Raw genomic sequence first — 26383 nt, forward strand, 5'->3', positions numbered from 1 at the left:
AAATACCGCTAGGGCGGGGGCGCCAGTGCGGCGCTGACATAAATCCGGCTGTGCGCGCCGAAATGCCCAAGCAACGTGAACAACTGCTGATTGAGCGCTGGATGCTCGAAGGTCTCGCGCTGCAACGCGTTGCCGCTGCTGAAATCGCTGGTCACCGGCGCCGTCTCCAGCCATTGGCCGATGGCTTCATCGAACGCCGCCGAGTCCTCTACCGACTCGGCGCTGACCACGTTGCGCAAGTAGTCCACCGAGTACGGCGGATACTGTTTGTCTTGAGCCACATCGGCGTAGGCCGCGAGCATCGGATGCGCCTGACCGGCACGCAGCACCCGGCGCAACCAGGTCGACTGGTACTTCTCGACTTCCATGTGGCGGGTGGCGACGCGTTCGATCGAGGTCTTTTTATCATCGGCAAAACCGGCCAGCGCCTTGCCTTCCAATAGCAACAGACTCGGCAGCTCGACCCCGGGCAATGGCTTGGCGTGATACGGCTGGGTCAGGTCCTGCACGTGGTGCACGCCCCAGCCGAGAAAGCGGTAGCCCCAGTAAGGATGGCCAGTGGCGAACGCCAGTCGCGCCAGGCCCAGGTATTGATAGGCGCGCCAGTCCGGCCAGCTGCGTTGAAGAAATCCGGCAGCGGCATACACCACCGCGCTCTCATGGAAGAAGCCCATGTGGAACGGCGCCTGCGAGCTGTACTGAAACCGCGCGTCGCCGAACGGCTGCGGGCCGAAGCCATACAGCGCGCCGACCTCGCCGGGGTTGTCGCTGAACAGGTTGATGTCGTGGCCGTAATCCGGCTCATCGGCAGCGCTGGCCAGCACCGCCAGCGGCGCCACTTTTTCGCCATCGGCCACGCGAATGAAACGCTGACGATTCCATGGCGACAGCGTCTGCTCGACCATCACCTGATCGGCACCGAGATGCTCGCGCTCGGGGAGATCCTTACCCGGCAGCGGCTGGATGACCATCGCCAGATGAATGCGCGGATTGAGGCGCAACGCGGTGAGAAAGTCGTGGCGCAGATTGTCGCCCGGCACGGCGGGCAGTTTCAGGTTGTCGGGACGCGGCGGGTACTCGGTGAAGTGCTCACGGGCGAAGCTTTCCTGTTGCTCCAGCAGCGCGACCACGGCCGCATATTGCTCGGCGAGAAAACGCTCCAGCGGCTCGACCTCGACCGGTGGCGCATCACGCAGCGCCGGCAGTTGCTGCAACGCCAGATAGCTGCCCACCGTGTGGTTCGACCAGCCCCACGCCGTCGGGGCCATTGCACAAAGCAGCAACAGGAGAAAAGTCAGCTTCATTGCTTTTAGTTCTTATTGGAGGTGCTGTGGGGGTTGAGCCTAACAACCGCCCCCGGCGCTGACACTGTCCAATCTCACCAGAAAAAGTCTCCGATAGCGCCATGTGCGAATCACCACGCGCCCCTGTAGGAGCTGCCGAAGGCTGCGATCTTTTGATCTTGTTTTTAAAAATCAAAGGCAAAAGATCGCAGCCTTCGGCAGCTCCTACAGGGGATTGGCGGTGTTGTTTCAGGCGGGGTAACCGGTGATGTTGCGGATGCTCTGGTACAACGGTTTGAGCTGGCGATACATGCGCAGGTACACCTCTTTGTACAACCGTTCGTAGACCTGCTGCGCCTCGGGTTGCGGGGTGAATACCGTGCCGACGCGGGTCATCGCCGCCATCGCACTGGGGAAATCCGCGTACAACCCCAACCCCACCGCACAGCAAATCGCCGCGCCCAATCCGGACGCTTCGTACACATGCGGACGCTCCGCCGGCAGGCCAAAAATATTCGCCGTGAGCTGCATCGCCGCATCGCTCTGCGAGCCGCCACCGGCCACACGCAGACGCTTGATCGAGACCTTCGAGCGCTTCTCGATGTTCTCCATGCCCTGGCGCAACGCATACGCCAGCCCTTCGAGAATCGCCCGGTAAATGTGCGCGCGGGTGTGCACATCGCCGAAGCCGATCATCGCGCCTTTGGCCTCGACGCCCGGCTCACGAATCCCAGGCGACCAGTAGGGTTGCAGCATCAAGCCCATCGACCCCGGCGGCACCGCGTTGACCAGTGCATCGAACAGTTGCTCCGGCTCAATGCCCTGCTCTTTTGCCTGCTGCATCTCGCGCAGGCCGAACTCGTTCTTGAACCAGCTGACCATCCAGTAACCGCGATAAATCATCACCTCGCAGTTGTATTGATCCGGCACCGCCGACGGGTAAGGCGGGATCAGCGGGACGATTTCCAGGTAACGCGAGCGGGTGCTGGTGATCGTCGCCGTGGTGCCGTAGGACAGGCACACGGTGCTCGCATCGACCACCCCGGAACCGACCACTTCGCAGGCCTTGTCAGCGCCCGCCGCAATCAGCGGCAAGCCCTCGGGAATCCCGGTGTGACGGCTGGCCTCGGCGCTGATGTAGCCGAGGGTTTCACCGGGTTTGTGCAAGGTCGGCAATTGCTCGGGACGCACCGCCAGCGCCTGCCATTTCCAGTCGCTGGGCGCGGCCCATTTCAGACGTTTGAAATCGAACGGCAGGTAACCGACGCAGCATCCGACAGAGTCGACAAAGCGCCCACACAGGCGATGGGTGAGAAACCCCGAAAGCAGCAAAAACTTATCGGTCGCGGCCCACAGTTCGGGCTGATGTCTGGCGATCCAGTTAGCCTCGGCCTGAGCGCGAAAATAATCCACGGTTGCCTGAGCGCCGACCAGTTTGAACAGCCAGCCCCACGGTCCCTTGATCCCGCCCTCGACTTCGCTCTGGCGCTGATCGAGCCACAAAATCGCCGGGCGCAGCGGCTTGCCCTCGGCATCGACGTTGATCACCGTGCCGCGCTGGGTGGTCAGCGACACCCCGGCAATCTGCGAGCGATCGATCCCGGTTTGCGCCCACACCTGCTGGCAGGCCTCGCCGAGTTTCGCCCAGTAATAATCCGGGTCCTGCTCGGCCCAGCCCGGTTGCGTCGAGTAATACGCCTGCAACTCGACCTTGCCTTTGCCCAGCAGATTGCCCTGCAGATCGAAGAGCAGCGCGCGCACGCTCTGGGTGCCGTTGTCGATCGCCAGCAGGTAACGCGTGTTCGATTGCTTATCCATGGAGCTCTCTTCGAGGGGCATCAAGGCGCGGCCTCCGGCAAACCGTGATGGCGTTGCCACAACGCCCGGTAACGCTGCAGCTCTTGCTGCCAGTGTGCATCGTCCCAGCCCAGGCGTGGCTGGCAGAGCTGGCGGATGGCGGCGAAATGCGCTTCGCCACCGCGCGCCAGCAACAGGCCCAGCCGGGTGCGGCGCAGCAATAGGTCATCGAGGTGCAGCACCATTTCCGCCTCGCAGGCGAAGGCAAGCTCTGCCCACAAGGTGTCGGTGCTGCCGACAGTTTCGTGCCCCAGCTCGGCGATCAACTGCGCCAGCCTCGGCAGGTCACGGCCGTGGCGTCCGGCCAGACGTCGCCACTGTTGCGGGCTGAGTCCGGGGATCGGCTGTGGTGCTACCGCAGCAAAAACCGCTGCGCCGTCATCTTCGAAATCGCGGCCAAGCATGTCGGCACAGGCCTTGAGCACTTCGATGGCTTGCGGGCGAAACGTGGTCAGTTTGCCGCCGGCCAGGGTCACGCAACCCGGCTCCCGCCACAGCACATGTTCACGGGTTTCATTCGACGGTTTGCCTGGCTGCTCACCCGCCGCACTGCCCACCACCGGGCGCACGCCCGACCAGGTCGACAGCACATCCGCCGCCGTCACTTCGGCACCTGGAAATTGTTGCGTGCAAGCCGCCAGCAGGTAGTCGAGTTCTTCGGCGCTGATGCTCGCGCTCTGGTCCAGATTCTCGCGGTGATCGAGGTCGGTGGTGCCAACCACCGTCGCCCCTTCCCACGGAAACACGAACACCGGACGCCGATCCCGTTCATGCAGAAAGGTGAACGCCTGGGCCACCGGCAAGCGCCAGCCCGGCAGCAGTAAATGACTGCCACGCAGCGGGCGCAATTGCTTTGCCGCTTCTGACGGTCGCAAGCGCTCCGCCCAGGCACCGGTGGCCACCGCCAGCACACCACAGCGCAATTGCAGCGACGTACCTGCCTCACAATCCTCGACCTGAACCCCGCACACTCGCCCGTTTTCGCGCAGCAAATGTTCGACGCGCACACCGTTGAGCACCACCGCGCCATCGGCCCGCGCTTCGCTCAACACGCGCATCACCAGCCGCGCGTCATCGGTCAGCGCATCGACAAAACAAGTGCCGCCGAGCAAACCGTTTTCCTTCACCCCCGGCGCCAGAAACCGCAGTTGCTGCGCGTCATGAAAACGATGGCTGCGCCGTCCGGCCAAGGCGTCGTAAACCGACAACAAGCCGCCGAGCACGCGCGGCCCGGGAAAACCGCCGCGATAGTGCGGCATCATGAAACTCATCGGCTCCACCAGCCCCGGCGCTTCGTCGAGCAGACGCTGACGCTCGCGCACCGAATCGCGGGTCAGGCGCCACTGGCCCTTGGCGATGTAACGCAAACCACCGTGGACCATTTTTGATGATCGACTGGAGGTGCCCCAGGCGAAATCCCGTTGCTCCAGCAGCAGACAACGCCAGCCACGCCGCGCCGCTTCGCGCAGGATGCCGGCGCCGCTGATGCCGCCGCCGATGACGATCAGATCCCAGGTCTCCTTGGCCAGCGTCGGCAGAATCTGCTGGCGCCATGCGGCATTCCAGTGCTGATTCATGGCCGTCACTCCGGCAACAGCGTGCCGGGGTTGAGGCGCCCGGCCGGATCGAAGTGCTTGCTCAGCGCCTGCAAGGTGTCCATTGCCAGCGCGCCTTTCTCGCGCAGCAGGTACGGCGCGTGATCCTTGCCGACGCCGTGCTGGTGGCTGATGGTGCCGTGGTTGTCGACGATGGTCTGACTGGCCGCGTGCTTGAGCGCCTGCCAGCGCGCGAGCGTCGCCGGGTAATCCGCCGCCGGGCGAAACACGTAGGTGGTGTAGATGCTCGAACCCTCGCCGTAGACGTGGGACAAATGGGTGAATACATGCACCCGCTCACCCTCCGCCGCCAACGCGTCACGCAGGCTGTTTTCGATCAGGTTGAGCAGAGTGTCGACGTTGCTCCAGTCGGTGGCCGTTTCCAGGGTGTCGACCACGTAGCCGGCGTTCCACAGGTTCTCGCGCAGGTAGGGGAAACGGAAGCGGTTCTGCGCCCATTTCTTGCCGAGCAAGGTGCCGGTGAACACCCCGCCGAAGGCTTTCAGATGCTGGCGGGCCTGGCTCAGCGACAGCGCGTTTTGCCGACGATTGCCGGTCACGCCGAAGGTCAGCAGACACTTGCCCTCGCCCGCCCCGCGCAGGCTCAGATACTTTTCCAGCCAGGCGATTTGTTGCGGATGACCGGCCAGCGCCAATTGCGTTTCGGTCTCCACGGCGTTGGACAAACGCAGCATCGACAGCGGCACGCGCGCCTGAGCGAGTTGGCGAATCGCTTGCAGTGCTTTGGTCCAGCTCGGCAGGAATACACCGTAAAAACGTTCGTCAGCGGGCAGTGCGCTGACCCGCACTTTGACTTCGGAAATGATTCCGAAACGGCCCTCACAACCGAGCACCACTTCGCGCAGATCAGGCCCCGCCGCCGAGGCCGGGAACGTCGGAATGTCCAAGGGTCCGGCAAAGGTTTCCAGGGTGCCGCCAGCGAACAATTGCTCGATGCGCCCATAACGCAACGACTGCTGACCACTGGAGCGACTGGCCACCCAACCGCCGAGCGTCGACAGCTCCCACGACTGCGGGAAATGCCCCAGCGTGTAGCCGCGAGCGCGCAGCTGACTTTCCACCTGCGGGCCACTGGCGCCGGGGCCGAACGTTGCCAACTGGCTCTGCTCATCGAGATCGATCAGGCGATTCATCCGCGCCAGCGACACCGTCACCACCGGCCGCATCGAATCGGGCGGATTGATGTGCCCGGCCACCGAGGTGCCGCCGCCATAGGGAATCAGGCACAGGTCCTGCGCATGGGCCAGCGCCAGCAATTGGCGGATCTGCTCGGCAGTCTCGGGGAATGCCACCGCGTCGGGATAGATGCCCAACGCGCCTTCGCGCAGCGCCAGCCAGTCCGGCAGGCTCTGACCCCGGGCATGCAGCAGGCGATCATGGGCGTCGACGCTGTACAAGGCGTGCGGCGCCAGCCGCGAGACCGGCACCCGCGCCAATGCCGCTTCAAGCGTGGCATCGGGCAGCGCGCGCCCGGCTCCCAGTCGTTCATGGAGAAAACTCGCGCCCTGGGCCGGCAGTTCGACCACCGTGGTTGCATCTCCCCAGCCGTTCCAGCGTCGCATGCGTGTGTCCTTCTTCTGCAGTCTGATCAGTGATGTGGCAGGCCTCCATACTAGTCAGCGGCCGAAAAGTGTCACGGTCGCATCCGGCCAGTTCGAGTAGCCAATTGAGTCAAACGTCGCGCAAGTGCCAGCCATTTACTTTAGTCGGGGTTTCAAATTACCTTTCAGCCATTCATTCGCTCACGCAGACCTTGATCAAGGGAATTGGATCATGCAATCGCTCGGCTTCACCTCCGTTCCGCCGCTGCTCAAATACGTGCGCCATGCCGAGCAACTGGGCATGGCCATCGAGCCGGCGTTGGCGGCGGCCGGTTTGCAGGCGCCGCAGTTGAGCGACAACAGCCTGCGCCTGCCGGGTGAGGTGCATGAGCGCCTGCTGGATTACTTCTGCGAACACTCGGGCGATCCGCTGTTCGGTCTCAACGCCGCGAACTTCGTGCTGCCCAATTCCTGGAGCGTGCTGGGTTACATCACCATGAACTGCGCGACCCTGGGTGAGGCCATGAGCCGGATCATGCCGTTCGAAAAACTGGTGGGCGACATGGGCGTCAGCCGCGCCGAGGTGCAGGACGGTCACGTGCACCTGATCTGGACGTGCCGCTACGAGCGCCCACGGATCCGCCGGCATCTGGTGGAAAACGTCCTCGGTTCGTGGCTGCAATATGCGCGCTGGATCGCTGACACGCAGATGTCGCCGGCCGCAGTGTGGCTGGAACATCCATGCCCGACAGACGCCACACAGGCGCAGTACGAAGCGTTCTTCGATTGCCCGGTGTTGTTCGAGCAGCCCTATTCCGCGCTAATCGCGCCACTGCCGTATCTGCAATTGCCGTTGCGTCAGGCCGACGCGCAATTGCTGCGCACGCTGGAAGAACACGCGATGGGGCTGATGGCGACGCTGGAAGATGCGTCGCTGGAACAACGGGTCAAAAGCATCCTGCGCCAGTTGCTCAAGGAAGGCTTGCCGCGCAAGGAACAGGTGGCCGAGCAGCTCGCGGTGTCGGTGCGCACGTTGCAACGCCAGTTGCATCAGGCGGGGACGTCTTATCAGCAGATTCTGGATGATTTGCGTCAGGAGCTGGCCGAGCATTATTTGCTCAACAGTACGTTGCCGATTCAGGACATTGCGCAGTATCTGGGGTTTACCGAGCCGAGGTCGTTTCACCGCACATTCAAGAGCCGGCGCGGGATGCCGCCGGGGGAGTTTCGGCAGATGCATCGGGGGTGATGCTGTCGGCCTCTTCGCGAGCAGGCTCGCTCCCACAGTTGATATAGGTTGTTCATCAGTTTGGTGTCCGCCGCCGCCCCAATGTGGGAGCGAGCCTGCTCGCGGAGGCGTCAGTGGGCGCAGCAGCGTCCGACAGACAAATCGTCAAACCGTGGCGCACAACAAACACTTCACATCGTCCGTGTTTAAAGACACTCAGCGTTACGCGAAACCACCCACAAATCCTTGCGCCGCTGCCTACGGCTACGCCAGAATCCGCCGGCTTGTGCGCCCCGGAGGCCGTCGGTAACTTGATTCTGTCACTGATTCCCAGTGATCGGGTTTAGTAGCCCGAGGTTCTTCCAGGGTGCATTGCACATCAAACAGTCAGGCATTTTTCCGCCTGCACTCTATGGTGGCTGTGCGTAGGGCGCTTTCGAGCGCGCCGGTTTTCCCTGGGTCCCCGGTCTACTAACCTGCGCACAGCTGCCACCTCTTCTTATTAGTAGAGAAGCGGTGATGGCTCCTACTTCAGGACCCAAAATCATGTTCAAAGTTACGCCCAACCCGCCGCCCACCGACGCGGCCTCCCCCTACGCATTTCCCGAATCAAAGAAATTCCACGAAGCCGCCGAGCGCGCCCTCGACCACTATCTCGGCCCGCCGACGCCCGCCATCATGGCCACCCCGTACCAGCCCAATCGCCTCTACCAGGCCCACCCCGACAGCGGCACCGAACCGTTGCTGGCCGATGCCTGCGAAACCCTGGGCTCGGCCACCGTGATGCTCAACGACTTCGCCGGCCTGCTGGAAGGCTCGCATCGCAAGACCCTGCAAGGCATCGCGCAGGTGGTGATGGTGGCGGAAATCGCCGTCAACCGCGTGCTTGATCAGTTAGTGCCGACCGAGTAACAAAAAAGCCCGCAGCCAGACCTTAGTGGTTTGGCAGCGGGCTTTTTTGTATGCCTCGGCTCAGACACTGATCGCGTTGGTGAACACCAGTCGATTCCCAAACGGATCCGCAATCGTCATGTCCTGACTGCCCCACGGCATCGCCTGAATTTGTGGGTGCGAAAACTTGTAATTCTTGGCCAGCAACTGTTGCTGAAACGCCTCCAGCTCATCGGTCTCGATGCGCAACGCCGAACCCGGCGTCGCATCGCCATGATGTTCGGACAGGTGCAGCACGCATTCGCCACGCGACACCTGCACATACAACGGGAAGTTCGCTTCGAAGCGATGCTGCCAGTCGATCTTGAAGCCGAGGAAGTCGACGTAAAACTCTACGGCTTTGGCTTCATCGAAGATCCGCAGGATCGGGGTGGTTTTGCCGAAGCTCATGGGGTGCTCCCTGACTGGTTGGCCCCTCCGTGTAGACGGGGTAGATGTCAGCAATTCGGCTTGTTGATGGCTTTCTTTAATTGCACAGTGCCACTATGAGACGTAGATCAAAAGATCGCAGCCTTCGGCAGCTCCTACATTGGAATGCGATCTCCTGTAGGAGCTGCCGAAGGCTGCGATCTTTTGGCGTCATCACAATCAACGAAAACCTTCGCGCAAATCCCCTTCCCGCGCCAGAAACCGCCCTTCCCGGCGCCCCTTCGCCTGCCCGTCGCGATAGCTCAACACGCCATTGACCCACACCCCATCAATGCCCTGCGCCGCCTGCTGCGGATCATGGAAATCCGCCACATCCCGCACCGTCGCCGGATCGAACAACACCAGATCCGCCCAGTGCCCCTCGCGAATCTCGCCGCGCCCCTTCAAGCCAAACCGCGCCGCCGACAGGCCGGTCATCTTGTGCACGGCGGTGTGCAGCGGAAACAGCCCGACATCGCGACTGAAATGTCCCAATACCCGTGGGAAAGCGCCCCACAGGCGTGGATGCGGGAACGGGTCTTCCGGCAGTCCGTCAGAACCGACCATCGACAGTGGATGCGCGAGGATTTTTCGTACGTCCGCCTCGTCCATGCCGTAGTACACCGCGCCCGCCGGTTGCAGGCGCTTGGCCGCTTCGAGCAGTGGCATGTTCCATTGGGCAGCGATGTCGATCAGGTCGCGACCGCTGACATGCGGGTGCGGCGTTGACCAGGTGATGGTGATGCGATGGGCATCAGTGACTTGCTTCAGATCCAGGGTCGAAGAACTCGCCGCGTAGGGATAGCAATCGCAGCCCACGTGCTGGGTTTTCGCGGCTGCTTCCAGCGCCGCAAGCAACTGCGGACTGCGCCCCCAGTTGCCGACACCGGCACATTTGAGGTGGGAGATGATCACCGGCGACTGCGCGTGGCGGCCGATGCTGAACGCTTCTTCCATCGCCTCCAGCACCGGTTCGAATTCACTGCGCAGGTGGGTGGTGTACACCGCACCGAATGCCGTCAGTTCTTCAGTCAGTTGCTGCACTTCGTCGGTGGAGGCGTTGAAGGCGCTGGCGTAGGCCAGACCTGTGGATAACCCGAGCGCGCCGGCTTCAAGGCTTTCGCGCAATTGCTCGCGCATGGCAGCGATTTCTTCAGGCGTGGCGGTGCGGAACAGGTCGTCGAGGTGATTGCTGCGCAGCGCCGTGTGGCCGACCAGTGCGGCGACGTTGAGCGTGGTGTGGGCCGCTTCGACGGCCGCGCGGTAGTCGCTGAAGCGCGGATAAACGAAGGCGGCCGCCGTGCCCAGCAGGTTCATCGGGTCAGGCGGATTGCCCTTCAAGCTGACCGGCGAGGCGCTGATCCCGCAGTTGCCGACAATCACTGTGGTCACGCCCTGGCTGAGCTTGGGCAGCATCTCGGGTTGGCGGATGACCACCGTGTCGTCGTGGGTGTGCACGTCGATGAAGCCCGGCGCCAGCACGCGGCCGGCGGCGTCGATTTCCTCGCTGGCGCGGGCATCGTGCAAGTCGCCGATGCGCTCGATGCGCCCGTTGAGAATCGCCACGTCGGCGCGGTAGCCGGGCGTGTTGCTGCCATCGATGACCAGGGCGTTGCGAATCAGCGTGTCGTACTGCATGTCTGTCTCCCGGCAGGAGTCAGCGTCAACTCCTGCCCTTGATCAAATGGTGATCGAAGCCTTGCTCCACCAGATACCGCCAGGCCACCTGAACCTCATCGGGGATGGCTTGCTCGACCTGAAACCCCAGCGCAGGGTAAACCATGATGCGGTGCACATCGCCGACCATTTCGTCGATCAGGCCCAAGACCCCGATCAGGTTGCTGACGTCATCGGGAAAACGGAACGACGGCGCATCCACCCAGGCTTCCAGGCCCGGCCATTGCACGGGCAAGGTCAATGCCACGCGCCGGATCGAATTGGGCTTCGTCAGAAAGGTCGCGCGGCGCACGTCGGGAAACAGCGCTCGGGCAAACGCGATGTTTTCGGCGAAATTGGTCGCGCGGGTTTCCAGGGTGAACTGCGCCGCCGTCACCCCTTGCGCCAGGGCGCGTTGGGCAAAAATATCGGCTTCGGTGCGTGCCCACAAATGCTTCGTCCAGTTGCCAGTATTGCCGGTGAACAACAGGTGGGGGGCCACGCCATCTTTCAACAGTTGGCAGGCGTAGTCGCAGACCCGCAGGTCGTAGGAGCCGCAGACCACGATCAGTTCACAAGCGCTGTGCTGGCGCCCCGCACCGAGGAATTGCCATAGCACGCTGGCGTGCTGCAAGGTCAGTGTCATGGCCGGGCGAACCTCCGGCTCGGTTGCTCGCTGATGTACAGCGCACCGTCGGCGTAACCGTGCGCGCCCCTGCCGTTCAACGCCAGCGCAAGCTGGGTGAAATCGGCATACGTGCCGGCGGCGCCATGCGCGGTCAGCGTCGGGTCGTCGCCAATGCCGATACACAGGGCGCCGCTGCTGACCGCCGACTGCACACCGCTGACGGAGTCTTCGAAGACCAGGCATTCATCGCTTTGTCGGCCCAGGTGGGCCGCCGCCAGGCGATAAGGATCGGGCGCCGGTTTGCCGCGGTGCACGTCGTCGCGGCAGATGATGCTGTCGAACGCCGACGTCAGGTCGTGTTGCTGCAACACGTGCTCGACCCGCGCCCGCCAGCTGCTGGTGACCAGCGCCAGGGGCACGGCGTGCTCGCGGAGTCGAGCGATCAATGTCGCGACGCCCGGCACCAGCGCACAGTTCGACACCTGCTCGATGGCGTCGACCTCACGCTTGATCGCCAACTGCTGCGCTTCGTCGAACTCAGCAAACAGCGCCTTGAGGGTATAGCCGCCGGGACGGCCATGAATGTGCTCGTCGATGAACGCCTGATCGACGCTGACTCCGTACTGGCGCGCCACGGTGGTCCAGGCGCGCTCGATCACCTCGCGCGACTGGATCAGTACGCCGTCCATGTCAAAGCAGACGGCTGTAAACGTTTGTTGTGCCATGAGTTGAACTTCGCATTTTCTGATGAGCAATGAATGCCAGCACCGTCCCGACCAGCGCGAACAGCGCCATCACGTAGTACGACCACTGCGGCTGGGTCTCGTACAGGTAGCCGGCAAAGGGTGTGGCCAGGCCCATGGGCAAGGCCACTGCCAGGGAGTAATAAACCCCTTGAGTAAAGACCTGAATAGCCTGCGGTGCCTGATCGCGAATGAAGCGCATGATCGCCGCGTGGTAGGCGGCAAAACTCAGTGCGTGCAGACACTGCCCCAGCAGGATCAGCGCCACCGCGTCGCTGTTGGAAAACAGCGCCCAGCGCAGCGCCGCACAGACGCTGGAAAACATCACCAGGGACAACGGCGCACAAAACGCCAGGACCTTGTTGGAGAGCGCAAACCAGGTGATTTCCGCCATCACCGCCACCGCCCAGAACATGCCGATGGCGGAGGAAGAGAAACCCTTCACCCCCCACCCGATCGAAGCGGTGGAAAAGTACAGGGTGTGGCTCAGTTGAATGAAGCTGGCGGCGGCAATCGCGATCAGCAGGCTCTTGTGGGCCAACAGCGCCCTCCAGTCAGGCCGTGTGCGCGCCGGGCCGGGCGGCGCCAGATGTGCCCGCGACACCTGACGCTTCAGGCGCAGGCAGGCGACGGCGGTGAGCAACATGCTCGCCGCGATCACCAGCGGTACCCAGGACTGGCTGTACCGGGCAAACAGAAAGCCGCCGAGCGTCGAGGTCAGGATGAACGCCGAGGAGCCCACCGCCCGCACCCAGCCGTAATTCTGCAGGGCCAGTTTGTCGCGCTTGAGCAGGTACGACTCGGACAACGGCAAGACCACCATCCACACCCCGCCAAACAGCACACTCAGGCACACGAACAGCCACAAGTGCGCCGGGATGAAGTAGAACAGCAACGTGCATAACGCGGCGGTAAAGCCCAGAAAAGCCGCGAGCCGCAACTGGTCCACACGCCAGTCGGCGACGTAGGTGATCAGCACCCCGGTGAACACTTGCGGCCAATACGCCGCAGCGATCAGCAAGCCGATTTCACTGGCACTGAAGCCCAGGGAATCCAGCCAGGTCGGCCAGAACGGATAGATGATCCCTTCCGCCGCGAAGAATCCGAAAAAGATTAAATACATTCGTCAACCATACGCCTGACACTCCAGAAACAGGGCTCCCGCAGGAGCCCTGAATACCTTCCATTTATTCAAAGCGTTGCTGGGTGAAGCTGTTTTTGCCCTTGCGCCAGACGATCAGCGATTCACTCATGACCACCAGATCGACCATGCCTTCTTTCAGCGCATCCAGTGCGTCCTGGGAAGAGCACACAATCGGTTCTTCATGGCGGTTGAACGAGGTGTTGATCAGCGCCGCCTGACCGGTTTTCTGGTGCCAGGCCGTCAGCAGGCGATGCATGAACGGATCGCTTTGCGGGCGAATGATCTGCGGGCGCGCGGTGCCGTCGATGTGCACCACGGCCGGACTCGCCTCGGTGAAGTGCGGGTGGCAGTCGTAGGTCATGGTCATGGTGTCGGCGGCCACCTGATCCTCATCCCAACCGACGTAGCAGGCCGGCGCCTGCTCGATGGCGGTGACCGGGCCGAACGGCATGAACTCGGTGCGGTGCATGCGCTTGTTGAGCCAGTCGTTCACCTCGGCGTCCTGAGCGTGATAGACGATGCTGCGGTTGCACAGCGAACGCGGGCCGAACTCCATCTTGCCCTTGAACATGCCCAGCACCTGATTTTCCATCAACGCCTCGGTCAGCACGTCTATGATGTTCGACGGCGTGTGATAACCGAGTTCGGGGTAGTCGCGGTTGATCAGGTTGATGTTCTGCGAAACGCTGCGCGATTGCGGCCCGAGCATCATCGACGGATTTTTGAAGCGGGTGCCGTTTTCCAGGTACGCGACACCGACTGCAGCCGCCAGTGCCAGGCCGCCATCGCCCATGCAGGGCAGCACGTAAACGTTTTTCACGCCCGGGATTTCGCGCAGGCGCTGGTTGAGTTTGACGTTGCCAAATACGCCGCCGGCCAGGCACAGGTTGGCACTGCCGCGCTGCGCCAGATGATGGGTGACGGTCGCCACCAGCAGGTCTTCGCTGTGACGCTGCACGGCGGCGGCGATGTCCTCGGGAGTTTCCCGGGCAAACAGGGTTTCCAGCGGCTCGCTGTAGGTGTTGTAGGACGGCAGGAACAGATCGCCGCAGCAGGCCTTGATGCGTCCGTCTTCGAAACGGATCATCTGCTGCATCACCCCCAACAGTTTCTGCGGATCACCGAAGGCCGCCAGCCCCGTGACCTTGCCCTCGTGCCGGTTAGGTTTGTAACCGAGCAGGTGAGTGATGCGGCCGTAGAAATAGCCCAGGCTGTCGATGCTGGTTTCACGTTGCAACACGGTGGTTTCCGTGGGGCTGTACCAGGTGACGGTCAGCGATTGAAAGTCGCCGCGTCCGTCGCAGGTCAGGGTCAACGCATCGTCGAACGGCGAGCAGACATAGGCACCGAGCGCGTGGCATTCGTGGTGATCGATGTAGTACGCCTTGCCCTGCAAACCATTGGCAGCGATGAACTGGTCAAATTCGCCGCGCTTTTCCTTGTCGTTGTTTATTTCGTCGGTCACCCGTTGCCGGAACTGCGCCAAGCCTTGCGGGTTGTTCCTGACCTCTTCAACGATGCGGTCGAAATACAGCTCAAGATGTTTGTCGGCACTGAAGCCGGCGTTCCATCCGTAGGCGACATGATCGACGTCTTCCAGTGATACACCGGCCTGGCTCAACACAAACTCGATGGATTTGGCCGGCCAGATTTTATGGTCCTTGATGCGGGTGAACCGCTCTTCACTGACCGCGGACAGAATCTGACCATCACGCACCAGGCAAGCACCCGCCAAATCGTTGTTCGTAACACCCAAAATGATCATAACTATTCCTTGTCTTCGCCAATTGAGGTGACGGCTTCGCCCACGCGCGTAGCGTGCAATGCGCCAACCAGAGTCAATGACAGATGCCGGCCGTCATGGCCGACCATCACTCACGGGGAGTAAGCGGATTCATGTGTGTCCGCCGGGGGATCCACCTTCAGAAGAAGGCATCAATGTGTGCTGCCATCGCAAATTCCTTTTGCCAGAAAACTCCAGGGGCGGTGCCGTGCTGAACAGGCCTCATGCCTGCAACACGTCGAGGGCGACAGGCATCGCAGCCGCCTTCGTTTCACCGGGGTAGCAGCCTAGTCGGTTATTTCCCGAGCGCCCGGCGAAGGCCCTGCTAAAAATTAAATTCCACTGGCATGCGGCGTATTTGCGGGGGTTTACCGGGACAAAAAAAACGGGCGATGACGGCGTGCCATTCAACTTTTCTGTTGTTTGATCCAGCGCTTTCGCCAGCAGGCTCGCTCCCACAGGTTGATTGCATTCCTTCAGCCAGAATGCGTTCTATTTGTGGGAGCAAGCCTGCTCGCGAAGGGCTTGATGCGGTGCGGCAGGATTCAAACCATTTCGTTACGAATCCATTCCACCACCGACGTACGCTTCGGCGCCCAGCCCAGCAGTTCGCGGGCGTGTTTGCCGCGTACCCGGCTGTTGGAGCCGAGGCCGTAGTTGGCCATTTCATAGCCCCACTCGGCCTCGGCGTCTTTCAATGGCCAGTCTTGTGGCTGGCCGAGATTGAGGGCCTGGGCCATGGCGGTGGTCATGTCGATGAACGACGCTTCGCCGCTTTCGACAAAGTAGAAGGTGCCCGGCACGTTCCTGGTCAGCGCCAGCAGGTAGAGGGCGACGACGTCTTCGATGTGCACGTTGGACCAGATGTTCTGCCCGGTGCCGACATGACGCACCACACCGCTCTTGCGCGCCTGCTTCAACAGTCGCGGCAATTGCACGCTGTCGCGCTGCACACCCAGGCTGTGGCCGTAGATCAGGGTGTTGCAGATCACTGCCGAGTTCACCCCGTCCTTCGCTGCCGCGAGGATCAGATTGTCGATCGCCACGCGGGCCGCCTTGTCGACGGTGGGTGCCGGCAGGTGGTCTTCGAAGTAGATGACGTCGCTGGATTTTCCTCCCGACGCATCGCCGACGATGCTCGATCCGCTGGTGTGCAGGAACACTTTGTTCGACCCGCGCAAGGCGTCGAGCAACGCTTCGACCGCTCCGCGATGGTCGCTGCTGGCGGCGTTGATCACGGCGTCAGCGGCGCGAGCCTGCCCGGCCAGCAACGCGCTGTCTTCGAGGGTGCCGATCACCGGGGTGATGCCCAGTGCTTTCAGCTCATCGGCCTGTTCGGCGCTGCGCACCAGGCCCGTGACGTGGTGGCCGGCCTGAACCAGACCGGTGGCGATGGAACCGCCGATAAAACCGGCGGCGCCGGTGATGAATACGTTCATGGAGAAACTCCCTGCGTGAGTAATTGATGCAGCGAGTATCGACCGGTCACCCCGATGGAAAAACCCGCCCTCGCCCAATTCACTGTTGCCCAGGGATCACGAATCAGCCCTTGAAGTCGGCGCTGGCGTAGGCCGCGAGTTTGCTCTGGATGAAATCGAGGAAGCACTGAATGCGCAGCGCCAGTTGCGAGTTACGGTAGTACACGGCGTTGATCGGCTGGCGATAACCGCTGTTGAATTCCGCCAGCAGCACCTTGAGGCGCCCGGCGCGAATGTCGTCGATGGTCATGAAGTGCGACAGGCAGGCAATGCCCTGGCCCTCCAGCGCCAGATGGCGCACGGTCTCGCCGCTGGAAGCACTGATCGCCGGGGTGATCGGCCAGCGGTCACCGTGCACGTAACGCAGCGGCCACTGGTTGAGGCCTTCGTTGTGGGTGAAGCCGAGCAGAGTGTGTTCGCTCAAGTCCGCCACTTGCTGCGGCGCTCCGCGCCTCTCCAGATAGGCCGGACTGGCGACGATCAGCAACGGACTGCAACCCAACGACCGCGCATGCAACGTCGAGTCGGCCAGGGTGCCGATGCGGATGGCGACGTCGGTGCTTTGTTCCAGCAGGTCAATGATCAGGTCATTGCTGTTGAGTTCGAGCTGGATGTCCGGGTACAGACCGCGAAACTCGTCGATGTAGGGCACGATGGCGTGCAGCATGAAGGGCGACGCGGCATTGATTCGCAGGCGTCCAGACGGGGTTTGCTGGCGTGAGGACAGACGTTCTTCGAGGGCATCCATCTGATCGAGAATCAGCTTGGCCTGCTCGAAGAAATACTTGCCCTCTTCGGTCAGGTCCATGCGCCGCGTGGTGCGGTTGATCAGCGTGGTATCGAGCTTGGCTTCCAGCCGCGACAACGTGCGGCTGACTGCCGACGGCGTCTGCCCGACCTGCTCGGCGGCAGCGGAAATCGAACCGCACTCGATCACGCAGACGAAAATCTGCAACTCATCGGATCTGGCTTTCACGGAAACTCTCTAATCGAATGCACATTCATTGTGGCGAGGGAGCTTGCTCCCGCTCGAGCGCGCAGCGGTCGCAAGCGCTTTGGGACTGCTGCGCAGTCCAGCGGGAGCAAGCTCCCTCGCCACAGGATTTGGCCAAGCTATTCGATAGTAGCTTGATTCACTCAAGCCTTGAGAGCGAACACCTCTTTCAAATGCTGCTCATACCGCGCCACATCATTCTCGATGTTCGGCCGCTTCATCACGTCCACACAGAGGAACGTTGGCAAAGCAGTCATGCCCAAAAACTGGTTGGCCTTGTGAAACGGGAAGTACACCGCGTCCACGCCTTTGGCTTCGAAGAAATCGGTGGGATCATCGAACGCCTGCTGCGGCGCGTTCCAGGTCAGCGACAGCATGTATTGCTTGCCCTGAATCAGGCCGCCGCTGCCGTACTTTTGCGACGCGTCGGAACGGGTGCGACCATCGCTGGCATAGAGGCTGCAGTGGCCTTCGGTGAAGACTTCGTCGAGGTATTTTTTCACGGTCCATGGCGCGCCCATCCACCAGCCCGGCATCTGATAAATGATCACGTCGGCCCAAAGGAACTTGGCGACTTCTTCAGCGACATCGTAGCCCTCGTCGATGAACGTGGTTTTGACATCCAGGCCGCCGCGATCCAGCACGCTCAGCGCGGTTTCGTGCAGCGTGGCGTTGTAACGACCGTCGGAGTGAGCAAATTTTTTGCCGCCATTGAGCAACAACACTTTTTTCATGAGAACGCCTCGCGCAGCCATGGGCTGGAGAAAGATGGGAAAACGAATGGCGGCAGGTTAACCACCCATCTCGCGTGGAATAAGCCACGTCGGCGCAAAATACATTTGATCAAAAAGCACGAATCGAATGCCGATTGTTGCAATAGCATTTGCGGCCATCAGCATTTGAGGAGTTGTTTTGATGAGTGAACGCCACGGTTTCATCCTGCACGCCAAGACCCGCCCGGAAAAAGCCGAGGCCTTCGAAGCGCTGTTTCGCGCCTATGTCGAGCCGAGCCGCGCCGAACCCGGCTGCATCGAGTACCACATGCTGCGCGACAAGCAGGACCCGACGCTGTTCATCTTCTACGAGATCTGGGAAAGCCAGGCGCACCTGGACGTGCACTCGAACCTGCCGCACATGCGCGAGTTTTTCGACAACCGCATGACGTACCTGGAGCGTGATTTCGATATCCGCCCGATCGAGATGCTCAGCGCGTCGTCAGCTAACCGCTGATCAGCAGATGGGCGCCGAGCGCGCCCAGTCCGAGAAAAAACACGCGCTTGAACAGCCCGGCGCTGATCCGCTGGCGCAGCCATTGGCCGAGCCACATGCCCAACAGCGCCGGGATCAGCGCCAGCAGCGAGGCGTTCATCTCAGCCGCGCCCAGCGCACCGCGCCAGAACAAGCCGCCGGCCAGCGCCAGGGTCGAGACCGTGAACGACAGGCCCAGCGCCTGCACCAGTTCATCACGGTTCAAACCCAGCGCCTGCAAGTAAGGCACGGCGGGGATCACGAACACCCCGGTGGCCGATGTGATGACGCCCGTGACCACCCCGCACACCGGGCCGAGCCACGGCTCATGCCGAGGATTGACCTGCAGCGTCGGCAGCAACAAGCCGCTCAACGCATACAGCAACAACGCCGCGCCCAGCCCGCGCACCACCCAATGCCCGCCCGTCATGCCGATCAACCCTGTGCCAATACCGGTGCCGAGGAAGATCATCAGCAACATCGGCCACTGGCGTTTGAGCAACCCTCTCAAATGCCCGCCGAATGCCAGTTGCCAGACGTTGGTCAGCGTCGCCGGAATGATCAGCAATGCCGCAGCCTGCGACGGCGCCATAGCCAGACCGAGCAGGCCCATCGCGACCGTAGGCAGGCCGAGGCCGATCACGCCTTTGATCAGGCCGGCCATGATGAACGTGGCGAGGACCAGCAATGACAAGGCCAGGCCGAGGTTCTGGTAGAAATCGAGAAGTGTGTTCATGGCGCTACTGTGCGCCTTGGTCGGAGGGCTGAAAATCTGCCATATACTGAGGCTGCCTCTGCCAATGCAGAAGGCTACGTATTTGATCAAGACTTCTGGCCTCATCGCTGGCAAGCCAGCTTGGTTTCAGTGTGGATCACAGGATTTGTGCACAATACAAATCCTGTGGGAGCTGGCTTGCCAGCGATAGGGGCCGCCCAGACACCACAAAAACCAGAGGCTGCCCCATGCACTTCGACCTCACCGACCTGCGCCTCTACCTGCACATCCTCGACAGCGGCAACATCACCGCCGGTGCCGTGCGCAGCCATTTATCCCTCGCTGCTGCCAGCGCAAGAATCCGCGCGATGGAAGCCTCGCTCGGTAGCGAGTTTCTTGTACGCGGCCGCCGTGGCGTCACGCCGACCCCGGCCGGCAAAGCATTGGCGCAACACGCGCGCCTCCTCCTGCAACAGGCCGAGCGCATGCAGCAGGATCTGGCCGAGTACGCCCAGGGCGTCAAAGGTCAGGTGCGGCTGTTGTGCAACACCACGGCCATCACCGAATACCTGCCGGAAGTGCTCGCAGACTTTCTGCGCGAGCATCCCAACCTCGACATCGACCTGCAGGAATTGCCCAGTGCGCGCATCACCCATGCCTTGCGCCAGGGCGCAGCCGATATCGGCATCGTTTCCGATGCAGTGGACACCACCGATCTGCAGACCCAGCGGTTTCGCGACGACCCGTTGCGGCTGATCGTGCCGCTCGGGCATCCACTGGTCGACGCCGCCGAAGTCAGCTTCAGCGACGCCCTGCAGCATGATTTCGTCGGTCTGAGCACCGACAGCGCACTGGCGATCTACCTCGAAGAACAGGCGCTGCACAGCGGCTCGCGCATGCAGGTACGCATCCGCGCCGACGGTTTCGACGGGGTGCTGCGCATGGTCGCCCGAGGCGCCGGCCTCGCCATCGTGCCGGTGGCCGCCATCGAACGCGCGACGCCGCGCACCTTCAAGAGCCTTGCCCTCAATGAGCCATGGGCGCGTCGCACCCTGATGCTCTGCGCTCGGGATTTCAGCACCCTGCCCGGTTATGCCAAAGCCTTGCTGAAAGCCTTGACTCTCCCCTGAGGGGCAGACTTCATGCTTGGCGTTCAACGGCAAGGAGCATGACCATGGGCAAACGCATTCTGCTGATTCTCGGCCATCCCGGCGCGTCGAGTTTCTGCGCCGCACTCGCCGAGCGCTATGCACAATCGGCGCTTGATGCCGGACACCAGGTGCGTCAGTTGCGTCTGGGGGAAATGGCTTTCGACCCGGTGCTGCGCCAGGGTTATCAACAGGCTCAAGCGCTGGAAGAAGACTTGAGCCGCGCGCAATCCGACATCCTCTGGGCCGAACATCTGGTGCTGGTCTACCCGATCTGGTGGGGCGGTATTCCGGCGCTGCTCAAAGGTTTTTTTGATCGCGTACTGCTGCCGGGATTCGCCTTCAAATACCGAAAAGGCAAAGCGTTCCCCGATCAATTGCTCAAGGGACGCACCGCGCATTTGCTGGTGACGATGGACACACCCTCCTGGTATTACCGCTGGATCTACCGCATGCCGGGACTCCATCAGGTGCGCAAGACCACCCTGCAGTTCTGTGGTATCAAACCCCTGCGCACGCTGACCTTCGGCCCGCTGCTTGACTCCAGTGATAGACAGCGCCAGCGCTGGCTGCAACAGGCGCACGCTATCGCCCGCGGCTGAGTCTGCCGATAATGCGCCGCAGGGTTTCACATTGAAAAAGGACTTTTATGTACATCGGCCAAGCCGCGCAACGTGCCGGCACCACCATCAAAAGCATTCGTCACTACGAGGCGATCGGTCTGCTGCCCAAGCCACGGCGCCTGGGGAAATACCGCCTCTACGACCAGCAAAGCATCGAACTGCTGATCTTCATCAAATGCGCAAAAGAGATGGGCTTCCGGCTGCGGGAATTGCAGACACTATTCGCCGCGCATCATGGTCAAGCCATGCCGTGGGATCTGGCACAACAGGCCATCGAGGCAAAAAAACGCGAGATCAACAGCAGCATCGCTGAGCTGACGCGGCAATACGCGCAGCTGGAAGGCTTCGAAATCGATCTTGAACGGGCGCGGGCCGAATGCCCGCTGGAGAATCTATGACGGTTTGCGCGTTTCTGAGCAGCTCGATGTCGAGCACAGACAACTGAGCGGCAATCGGGCGCTATAGGGTGCGAGTTGGTTTCTTTGCCATCCGCCCACTGCCCGGAGTTCTCATGACCGCGACCGCCCCCATCACCGTTTTGCGCGACACCCACCCGCTGCCGGTTCTCGACGCCTGCAAATGGGAAAAACTCGAAGGTGACCCGCACACCGTCAACCTCAATGCCTACACCAGCGAAGACAGCAGCAAGATCATGGGCACCTGGATCTGCACCCCAGGCAAGTGGCGGGTCGATTATGTGAAGTGGGAGTACTGCCACTTCCAGGAAGGCTATTGCATCATCACCCCGGACGGCATGGCGCCGATCCATCTGCGCGCCGGCGATATCTTCGTGGTTGAACCGGGGATGAAAGGCACGTGGGAAGTGGTCGAGACCGTGCGCAAATATTTCGTCTTCGCCTAAAAAACGGTACTTCCCGACTTCAAAATCCGACAAATTAATCGCGAACCAAATTGGCTGAAATACATTTGGTTCGCTTCTACCCTCCTCCGGCGCTCAATGCAATGGAAGCAGATGACACTTACGTTTAGCATAATCCCCCCACAATTACGTCCCCCTCCCTCAACGGTACAATTTTCCTCCACGGACATCGCTTGAAAAGAATCCTTATCGCCACTTCCCGCCCTAGGAGAAGAGGCAATCGTCAGATAATCTACGCTTTCTATTTTTAGAAGCTGAACTATCCAGCTGCAGCTGTTTGATACCTCCCTATCGTTCAACGGATTGAAACATGCTAGATCTCCGAGTAGAAAACGCAATTAAATTCTGGAAGTCACTGAACGTCTCACTTGAAAACAACAATCGCGATTCAATTGATATATTACGGCTGACACTGCCTCTGCTGTCGGCCAAAATGATCTCCGTGCGCCATAATTATGCACAATCGGAAGAACTCACCTACGATCGCTATGCAATAGCCGCTTCAAAACTTGACGAGTGCCACCCCGAAAGCATATATCCAGCGCTGATGGAGTTCCTTGAATCTCTTGAGGAGTTCTTCCCCGACTGCAACTACAAAGCAAACCTTCCTGATCTAATCAGACCAGAGACGCTCACCAAACTAAAAAGCGAAGTAGCACAATTACCCTATGAATTCATACGCCACACTTTAGATTATGGAATTTCTATAGCCATTGAATTTGAAGGACTAGCAATCCGAAAACACTCTGCGCTTACCGCGGATCTTGCAGCTCCACTTACAGCTGGATTCGACTACATCTCAGAAGTCAATCCCACTGCTGGAGATCTTTTCTTTCGCTCTGCCGGCAGCAACTTCATGTCCTTAGAATCAAAATCCTATGACATCATAAAAACCAATACTTCGCCCGCATTTTACTTACATCTGAAATATTCAACTTTCGATATAAAAACAACCACACAGAGTCTGTCGGGTATTTTCTCGCCACAGAAGCAATTTGTACTTATCGACCCCCCTTTTGCGCCGCTTACAGGCTCGTCTCTTATTTTTTCTGACCAACATCCGAAATCAGCGCTGGAAACTTTAATAAAAATAACTAAAAAAACCTCCTACGATATCGCTGTCACTATCGTCCCTAGGACTGACTGTACAAAGCCAGGCATAACTCGAGACCTACGCCAACGATTGATTGATGGTAGAAAAATTCTGGCAGTTGTCGAGTTCAGCAGTTTCAATCGAGCTGGAAAGCAGATATTGGTAACCGCACTTGTCACATCCCACAAAACCCACCACCACCGAAACTCCATACTTTTTATAGATGCTACCGCACTCCGCAGCCTAGACAAGAGCGAGAACTTTAGCTACATGGAGTTCTCTGCTGAAATTATAAAATCTTGGGCGCTAGAGCTATGGCCTCAGGGCGGTGCTTACCACTTTGAAAACCAACCAGGTCGCTCAAGCAAGATCGCATCCAATATTTTCGAAAGAGAGTTCGGCGATGGGTATAAAAACATCCCCGGCCTTTGCAAAGAGGTAGAAATAGATGAAATAAGGAATAACGACTACAAACTCGCTGCGAAATCCCATATTGGCGATCTCGACAAAGAAAGCAAGATACTTTCCAAGATCAACCCTGCTCCAGTTGTAGAGAAACTTCTGGAAAAAACAAACAACAACAAAAGAATCTATGTCATAGGAAACAATGGGGAAGGTAAAAGCTTGTTACTTTTCGATCTAGTCGAAGAACTGTGCAAGCTTAAACTACGATCAGTTGGAATAGCATTCGCCATGGTTGACAGATTTCCACTGGAAAAAACTCCGCCCTACAGATACCCAGCATTCATCTACGCTGGCGCAAAAAACAGAAGCAAATCGACAAGCTCGTCTTCATCAAACTTAGCCAAACTCATCAAGGGAATTTTTTGCAACAAAGAAAAGCTTATTTGCTTCAGCAGCATCCTAAGCGAACTGGGGTTTTCCGGAAACTACTACTTGATCGGACCGCACAAGCAAACAGTAGTAAAAGGTCGTGAACCGATACTTCTCCCCCTGAGCTCAGACCCCATTGACAATGCCGATGTATTCACTTATTCCAGTCCGCGCCATACGCTTGGATTAATGCGAGAGACAGACGACAACCAGGTAACTCCATTTTTAGAGTTGAGCTCAGGCGAACAGCAAATTTTGAGCTTAATTGTAAAGGTTTTAAGTTACGCACAAAAAGACATTATATTCCTTATTGACGAACCCGAAATTAGCCTGCACGTAAGCTGGCAGAACTCGATACCTTTTATACTCGAAAAAATTTCAACTTCTTTCAAATGTGACTTTGTCGTTGCGACACACTCGCCATTACTGATAGCGAGTGCCAACTACCCCCAAGATTTTTGCTTTGTCGCACAAAAACAGAAACTGGAATTACTCCCCATAGAATCAAAAAAGACGGTCGAGGGTGTTCTCTTTGATAATTTTAAAACACACACACCAAACAACAGGAAAATCCCCGAGCGCTGCGCCCAACTGGTTTCCAACGCTATAGAACAAGCCAACAGCAGAAACCCACTCAATGATGTATTTTCTTCAGCCATCGCCGAACTAGACGACATCATAAAAATAATAAAGCTAATGGAGCCTGCCAAGAGCTATTCAGCACACTCACAAATAACACTCGTCGCCTCGGCAAAATTAGCGATCCAGGAATTGTCTCGCCTCAACGAATTGGAGGTTTAATAGGGCATGCTAAAAGCCGAGCTACTCTGCCGAGATGCACGTAGACAAGAAGTCCAGAGCTACTTAAAAAAATCGCACGCCACTAAAAAGCACATATCCAAGACCGTAGAACTTTTAACAAACTGGGCGAAAGACTCAAAAAAAAATAAAGCTGATAAGTGGCCGGCTTTGTCCGCCTATACAACTCCCAAAATAAAAGGCGTATCTGCTTTGAATGGGGCAGGTATCAAGTCCGCATTCCGTGACTTCCTGAGTCCACAGCAAGAGCACCGTTGTTGCTATTGCCGAAGGCTACTTTTGAGCCATGGATCTGCAAAACCCATCGAGCATATTTTACCAAGACAAACCTTTCCACAATTTTCACTTTACTATTGGAATCTCAGTATTTGTTGTGCCGACTGTAATCGCAAAAAAGGTGATCATGCTTGGGGAAATATTAGCCCCACAGATCTCGCGTACCCCCGGCCTACGGATTTTGAGGACTTCTTCCACCCTCGCTTCCACGAATACAACAGCCATGTCAGATTTTTTAGAATTGAAACCAATGGAACGGCTTTTTCGATTTACAGAGGAATAACACCTCAGGGCAAGCACTTATGCTTAAATTTGCTGCGTTTCATATCTGCAAAAGAGGCACTATGCACCACCAACCCAGTAATTGCGCCAGCGCTGATAAAACTCGACAGTTTCTTAGACAAGGCAGAGGACCTGAATCTGACATCCGTCTCCAGGTTTATAAATACTCTGAATGATTCTTTAGAAGAAAGTATTTAACGGCACAATATCGCACTCAGATTCTCAGGAGCCTTGCTTTACGCATGACTCCTGATCTGAAATAACTATTCGAGTTTTCGATAGCTGTTGATGATCGCCGAGAAGTCTTTCCCGCCGTCCCCACGCTGGCTCATCGCCTGATACAACTGCTGCGCCACCGCGCCGAGCACCACCGGCTGGTGCGCCTGACGCGCCGCTTCGGTTGCCAGCCCTAAATCCTTGAGCATCAGTTCGGCCCCGAAGCCGCCGCTGTAACCACGCGAGGCTGGAGCTGTTTCAACGATGCCCGGCCACGGGTTGTACATTTCCGAACTCCAGCAACGCCCGGTCGAGCTGTTGATGATCCCGGCCAGCACTGTGGTGTCGATCCCCAGCGCATCGCCCAGCGCCATCGCTTCACTGACGCCGACCATCGAGATCGCCAGCAGCAGGTTGTTGCAGATCTTGGCGATTTGCCCGGTGCCGACTTCACCGCAATGCACGATGTTGCGGCCCATCTGCGCCAGCACCGGTTGCAGGGTGGCGAACAGCTCGGGTGTCGCGCCGACCATAAAGGTCAGCGTGCCGGCGGTCGCGCCACCGGTGCCGCCGGAGACCGGTGCATCCGCCATCGCCACGCCTTGCTTGGCCGCTGCGGCCGCGACATCACGGGCGGTCTGTGGATCGATGGTGCTGCAATCCACTGCCGGCACACCCTGGCGAATGCCGGCCAGCACACCGTCCTCACCCAGCCAGACGCTGCGCACATGCACCGCCGCCGGGAGCATGGTGATCACCAGTTCAGCGTCTTCGGCCGCTTCACGGGCCGAGGCGCGGATGCTGCCGCCCAGTTGCGCCAATTCCGCCAGCACAGTCTTGTTCAGGTCCACCAGGTTCAGCGAGTGGCCGGCCTTGATCAGGTTGCGCGCCATCGGCGCGCCCATGTTGCCCAGACCGATAAATGCGATTTTCATGGCC

24 protein-coding genes are annotated in these 26383 nt (G+C 59.5%); 9 read left to right on the forward strand and 15 right to left on the reverse strand.

The genetic code is table 11. The features are described from left to right. Nucleotides 1–8: 8 nt before the first annotated feature. The 4 genes from J5M57_RS05390 to J5M57_RS05405 all read right to left on the reverse strand — a co-directional run bounded on the left by J5M57_RS05390 (nucleotide 9) and on the right by J5M57_RS05405 (nucleotide 6318). Complete coding sequence (locus J5M57_RS05390) at nucleotides 9–1304, reverse strand: phospholipase (RefSeq protein ID WP_207847796.1); 1296 nt, start codon at nucleotides 1302–1304, stop codon at nucleotides 9–11. 228 nt (nucleotides 1305–1532) lie between these two features. Then, nucleotides 1533–3101 (reverse strand): FGGY-family carbohydrate kinase, encoded by a 1569-nt coding sequence (locus tag J5M57_RS05395; protein ID WP_207847797.1) that lies wholly within the window; start codon nucleotides 3099–3101, stop codon nucleotides 1533–1535. A 20-nt stretch (nucleotides 3102–3121) separates the two neighbouring features. Next, nucleotides 3122–4717, reverse strand: a complete 1596-nt coding sequence (locus J5M57_RS05400; RefSeq protein WP_207847798.1) for a glycerol-3-phosphate dehydrogenase/oxidase — start codon at nucleotides 4715–4717, stop codon at nucleotides 3122–3124. 5 nt (nucleotides 4718–4722) lie between these two features. After that, nucleotides 4723–6318, reverse strand: coding sequence for an FAD-binding oxidoreductase (locus J5M57_RS05405; protein WP_207847799.1), 1596 nt, complete (start codon nucleotides 6316–6318; stop codon nucleotides 4723–4725). A gap of 211 nt (nucleotides 6319–6529) precedes the next feature. Here J5M57_RS05405 and J5M57_RS05410 point away from each other — a divergent pair, with 211 nt between their 5' ends. Next, a complete protein-coding gene (locus J5M57_RS05410; RefSeq protein WP_207847800.1) occupies nucleotides 6530–7546 on the forward strand; it encodes an AraC family transcriptional regulator in 1017 nt (338 codons plus the stop codon). A gap of 525 nt (nucleotides 7547–8071) precedes the next feature. Continuing rightward, the gene (locus tag J5M57_RS05415) at nucleotides 8072–8437 is read left to right on the forward strand and encodes a hypothetical protein (RefSeq protein WP_207847801.1); all 366 of its coding nucleotides are present in this window, start codon (nucleotides 8072–8074) and stop codon (nucleotides 8435–8437) included. A 60-nt stretch (nucleotides 8438–8497) separates the two neighbouring features. Here J5M57_RS05415 and J5M57_RS05420 read toward each other — a convergent pair whose 3' ends face one another. The 9 genes from J5M57_RS05420 to J5M57_RS05460 all read right to left on the reverse strand — a co-directional run bounded on the left by J5M57_RS05420 (nucleotide 8498) and on the right by J5M57_RS05460 (nucleotide 18044). Then, the gene (locus tag J5M57_RS05420; RefSeq protein ID WP_169843036.1) at nucleotides 8498–8866 is read right to left on the reverse strand and encodes a glyoxalase superfamily protein; all 369 of its coding nucleotides are present in this window, start codon (nucleotides 8864–8866) and stop codon (nucleotides 8498–8500) included. A 198-nt stretch (nucleotides 8867–9064) separates the two neighbouring features. After that, a complete protein-coding gene (locus J5M57_RS05425) occupies nucleotides 9065–10522 on the reverse strand; it encodes a D-aminoacylase (protein ID WP_207847802.1) in 1458 nt (485 codons plus the stop codon). 25 nt (nucleotides 10523–10547) lie between these two features. After that, complete coding sequence (locus tag J5M57_RS05430; protein ID WP_169843034.1) at nucleotides 10548–11186, reverse strand: YdcF family protein; 639 nt, start codon at nucleotides 11184–11186, stop codon at nucleotides 10548–10550. Then, on the reverse strand, nucleotides 11183–11857 hold the full coding sequence (locus J5M57_RS05435) for an HAD family phosphatase (protein WP_243435068.1): 675 nt from the start codon (nucleotides 11855–11857) through the stop codon (nucleotides 11183–11185). Before J5M57_RS05435 ends, J5M57_RS05430 begins: the two co-directional genes overlap by 4 nt. 1 nt (nucleotide 11858) lies before the next feature. Beyond that, nucleotides 11859–13034: an MFS transporter gene (locus tag J5M57_RS05440; RefSeq protein WP_207847804.1), complete on the reverse strand. Its 1176-nt coding sequence runs from the start codon at nucleotides 13032–13034 to the stop codon at nucleotides 11859–11861. A gap of 64 nt (nucleotides 13035–13098) precedes the next feature. Further along, a complete protein-coding gene (locus J5M57_RS05445; protein WP_207847805.1) occupies nucleotides 13099–14820 on the reverse strand; it encodes a carbamoyltransferase C-terminal domain-containing protein in 1722 nt (573 codons plus the stop codon). Between the two features lie 563 nt (nucleotides 14821–15383). Continuing rightward, nucleotides 15384–16277, reverse strand: a complete 894-nt coding sequence (locus J5M57_RS05450) for an NAD-dependent epimerase/dehydratase family protein (protein WP_169843030.1) — start codon at nucleotides 16275–16277, stop codon at nucleotides 15384–15386. 103 nt (nucleotides 16278–16380) lie between these two features. Continuing rightward, nucleotides 16381–17292: a LysR family transcriptional regulator gene (locus J5M57_RS05455; protein ID WP_083367076.1), complete on the reverse strand. Its 912-nt coding sequence runs from the start codon at nucleotides 17290–17292 to the stop codon at nucleotides 16381–16383. Between the two features lie 161 nt (nucleotides 17293–17453). Further along, a complete protein-coding gene (locus J5M57_RS05460; RefSeq protein WP_207847806.1) occupies nucleotides 17454–18044 on the reverse strand; it encodes an NAD(P)H-dependent oxidoreductase in 591 nt (196 codons plus the stop codon). 181 nt (nucleotides 18045–18225) lie between these two features. Between J5M57_RS05460 and J5M57_RS05465 the strand changes: the two genes are divergently transcribed. Next, nucleotides 18226–18540 (forward strand): putative quinol monooxygenase, encoded by a 315-nt coding sequence (locus J5M57_RS05465; protein WP_207847807.1) that lies wholly within the window; start codon nucleotides 18226–18228, stop codon nucleotides 18538–18540. On the opposite strand, the gene J5M57_RS05470 is transcribed toward J5M57_RS05465, so the two are convergent. After that, on the reverse strand, nucleotides 18530–19294 hold the full coding sequence (locus J5M57_RS05470) for a sulfite exporter TauE/SafE family protein (protein ID WP_207847808.1): 765 nt from the start codon (nucleotides 19292–19294) through the stop codon (nucleotides 18530–18532). The two genes, J5M57_RS05465 and J5M57_RS05470, sit on opposite strands and share 11 nt — an antisense overlap. A gap of 227 nt (nucleotides 19295–19521) precedes the next feature. On the opposite strand from J5M57_RS05470, the gene J5M57_RS05475 reads away from it, so the two are divergent. The 6 genes from J5M57_RS05475 to J5M57_RS05500 all read left to right on the forward strand — a co-directional run bounded on the left by J5M57_RS05475 (nucleotide 19522) and on the right by J5M57_RS05500 (nucleotide 25426). Beyond that, a complete protein-coding gene (locus tag J5M57_RS05475; protein WP_207847809.1) occupies nucleotides 19522–20403 on the forward strand; it encodes a LysR substrate-binding domain-containing protein in 882 nt (293 codons plus the stop codon). A 44-nt stretch (nucleotides 20404–20447) separates the two neighbouring features. Then, nucleotides 20448–21023 carry an NAD(P)H-dependent oxidoreductase gene (locus J5M57_RS05480; RefSeq protein WP_207847810.1) on the forward strand — a complete coding sequence of 192 codons (576 nt, stop codon included), beginning with the start codon at nucleotides 20448–20450 and terminating at the stop codon, nucleotides 21021–21023. Between the two features lie 47 nt (nucleotides 21024–21070). After that, nucleotides 21071–21442, forward strand: a complete 372-nt coding sequence (locus tag J5M57_RS05485) for a MerR family transcriptional regulator (RefSeq protein ID WP_083367082.1) — start codon at nucleotides 21071–21073, stop codon at nucleotides 21440–21442. A 113-nt stretch (nucleotides 21443–21555) separates the two neighbouring features. Further along, nucleotides 21556–21906 (forward strand): cupin domain-containing protein, encoded by a 351-nt coding sequence (locus J5M57_RS05490; RefSeq protein ID WP_207847811.1) that lies wholly within the window; start codon nucleotides 21556–21558, stop codon nucleotides 21904–21906. 328 nt (nucleotides 21907–22234) lie between these two features. Continuing rightward, nucleotides 22235–24652, forward strand: a complete 2418-nt coding sequence (locus tag J5M57_RS05495) for an AAA family ATPase (protein ID WP_207847812.1) — start codon at nucleotides 22235–22237, stop codon at nucleotides 24650–24652. A 6-nt stretch (nucleotides 24653–24658) separates the two neighbouring features. Next, nucleotides 24659–25426: an HNH endonuclease domain-containing protein gene (locus J5M57_RS05500; RefSeq protein WP_207847813.1), complete on the forward strand. Its 768-nt coding sequence runs from the start codon at nucleotides 24659–24661 to the stop codon at nucleotides 25424–25426. A gap of 65 nt (nucleotides 25427–25491) precedes the next feature. Here J5M57_RS05500 and mmsB read toward each other — a convergent pair whose 3' ends face one another. Continuing rightward, entirely contained in the window at nucleotides 25492–26379 is an 888-nt protein-coding gene (mmsB, locus tag J5M57_RS05505) for a 3-hydroxyisobutyrate dehydrogenase (protein ID WP_207847814.1), read from the reverse strand. Nucleotides 26380–26383: the final 4 nt, after the last annotated feature.

This window comes from Pseudomonas sp. 86_A (genome assembly GCF_017491705.1).
GTDB classification, from domain to species: Bacteria; Pseudomonadota; Gammaproteobacteria; order Pseudomonadales; family Pseudomonadaceae; genus Aquipseudomonas; species Aquipseudomonas koreensis.

What these genes read in the sequence shown, in the direction of transcription:
- J5M57_RS05415 (WP_207847801.1), top strand. Translation starts at nt 8,072, where the DNA reads ATGTTCAAAGTTACGCCCAACCCGCCGCCCACCGACGCGGCCTCCCCC.
- J5M57_RS05400 (WP_207847798.1), bottom strand. Translation starts at nt 4,717, where the DNA reads ATGAATCAGCACTGGAATGCCGCATGGCGCCAGCAGATTCTGCCGACG.
- J5M57_RS05440 (WP_207847804.1), bottom strand. Translation starts at nt 13,034, where the DNA reads ATGTATTTAATCTTTTTCGGATTCTTCGCGGCGGAAGGGATCATCTAT.
- J5M57_RS05390 (WP_207847796.1), bottom strand. Translation starts at nt 1,304, where the DNA reads ATGAAGCTGACTTTTCTCCTGTTGCTGCTTTGTGCAATGGCCCCGACG.
- J5M57_RS05460 (WP_207847806.1), bottom strand. Translation starts at nt 18,044, where the DNA reads ATGAAAAAAGTGTTGTTGCTCAATGGCGGCAAAAAATTTGCTCACTCC.
- J5M57_RS05495 (WP_207847812.1), top strand. Translation starts at nt 22,235, where the DNA reads ATGCTAGATCTCCGAGTAGAAAACGCAATTAAATTCTGGAAGTCACTG.
- J5M57_RS05405 (WP_207847799.1), bottom strand. Translation starts at nt 6,318, where the DNA reads ATGCGACGCTGGAACGGCTGGGGAGATGCAACCACGGTGGTCGAACTG.
- J5M57_RS05395 (WP_207847797.1), bottom strand. Translation starts at nt 3,101, where the DNA reads ATGGATAAGCAATCGAACACGCGTTACCTGCTGGCGATCGACAACGGC.
- J5M57_RS05410 (WP_207847800.1), top strand. Translation starts at nt 6,530, where the DNA reads ATGCAATCGCTCGGCTTCACCTCCGTTCCGCCGCTGCTCAAATACGTG.
- J5M57_RS05450 (WP_169843030.1), bottom strand. Translation starts at nt 16,277, where the DNA reads ATGAACGTATTCATCACCGGCGCCGCCGGTTTTATCGGCGGTTCCATC.
- J5M57_RS05480 (WP_207847810.1), top strand. Translation starts at nt 20,448, where the DNA reads ATGGGCAAACGCATTCTGCTGATTCTCGGCCATCCCGGCGCGTCGAGT.
- mmsB (WP_207847814.1), bottom strand. Translation starts at nt 26,379, where the DNA reads ATGAAAATCGCATTTATCGGTCTGGGCAACATGGGCGCGCCGATGGCG.
- J5M57_RS05470 (WP_207847808.1), bottom strand. Translation starts at nt 19,294, where the DNA reads ATGAACACACTTCTCGATTTCTACCAGAACCTCGGCCTGGCCTTGTCA.
- J5M57_RS05430 (WP_169843034.1), bottom strand. Translation starts at nt 11,186, where the DNA reads ATGACACTGACCTTGCAGCACGCCAGCGTGCTATGGCAATTCCTCGGT.
- J5M57_RS05465 (WP_207847807.1), top strand. Translation starts at nt 18,226, where the DNA reads ATGAGTGAACGCCACGGTTTCATCCTGCACGCCAAGACCCGCCCGGAA.
- J5M57_RS05475 (WP_207847809.1), top strand. Translation starts at nt 19,522, where the DNA reads ATGCACTTCGACCTCACCGACCTGCGCCTCTACCTGCACATCCTCGAC.
- J5M57_RS05500 (WP_207847813.1), top strand. Translation starts at nt 24,659, where the DNA reads ATGCTAAAAGCCGAGCTACTCTGCCGAGATGCACGTAGACAAGAAGTC.
- J5M57_RS05425 (WP_207847802.1), bottom strand. Translation starts at nt 10,522, where the DNA reads ATGCAGTACGACACGCTGATTCGCAACGCCCTGGTCATCGATGGCAGC.
- J5M57_RS05485 (WP_083367082.1), top strand. Translation starts at nt 21,071, where the DNA reads ATGTACATCGGCCAAGCCGCGCAACGTGCCGGCACCACCATCAAAAGC.
- J5M57_RS05445 (WP_207847805.1), bottom strand. Translation starts at nt 14,820, where the DNA reads ATGATCATTTTGGGTGTTACGAACAACGATTTGGCGGGTGCTTGCCTG.
- J5M57_RS05420 (WP_169843036.1), bottom strand. Translation starts at nt 8,866, where the DNA reads ATGAGCTTCGGCAAAACCACCCCGATCCTGCGGATCTTCGATGAAGCC.
- J5M57_RS05490 (WP_207847811.1), top strand. Translation starts at nt 21,556, where the DNA reads ATGACCGCGACCGCCCCCATCACCGTTTTGCGCGACACCCACCCGCTG.
- J5M57_RS05435 (WP_243435068.1), bottom strand. Translation starts at nt 11,857, where the DNA reads ATGGACGGCGTACTGATCCAGTCGCGCGAGGTGATCGAGCGCGCCTGG.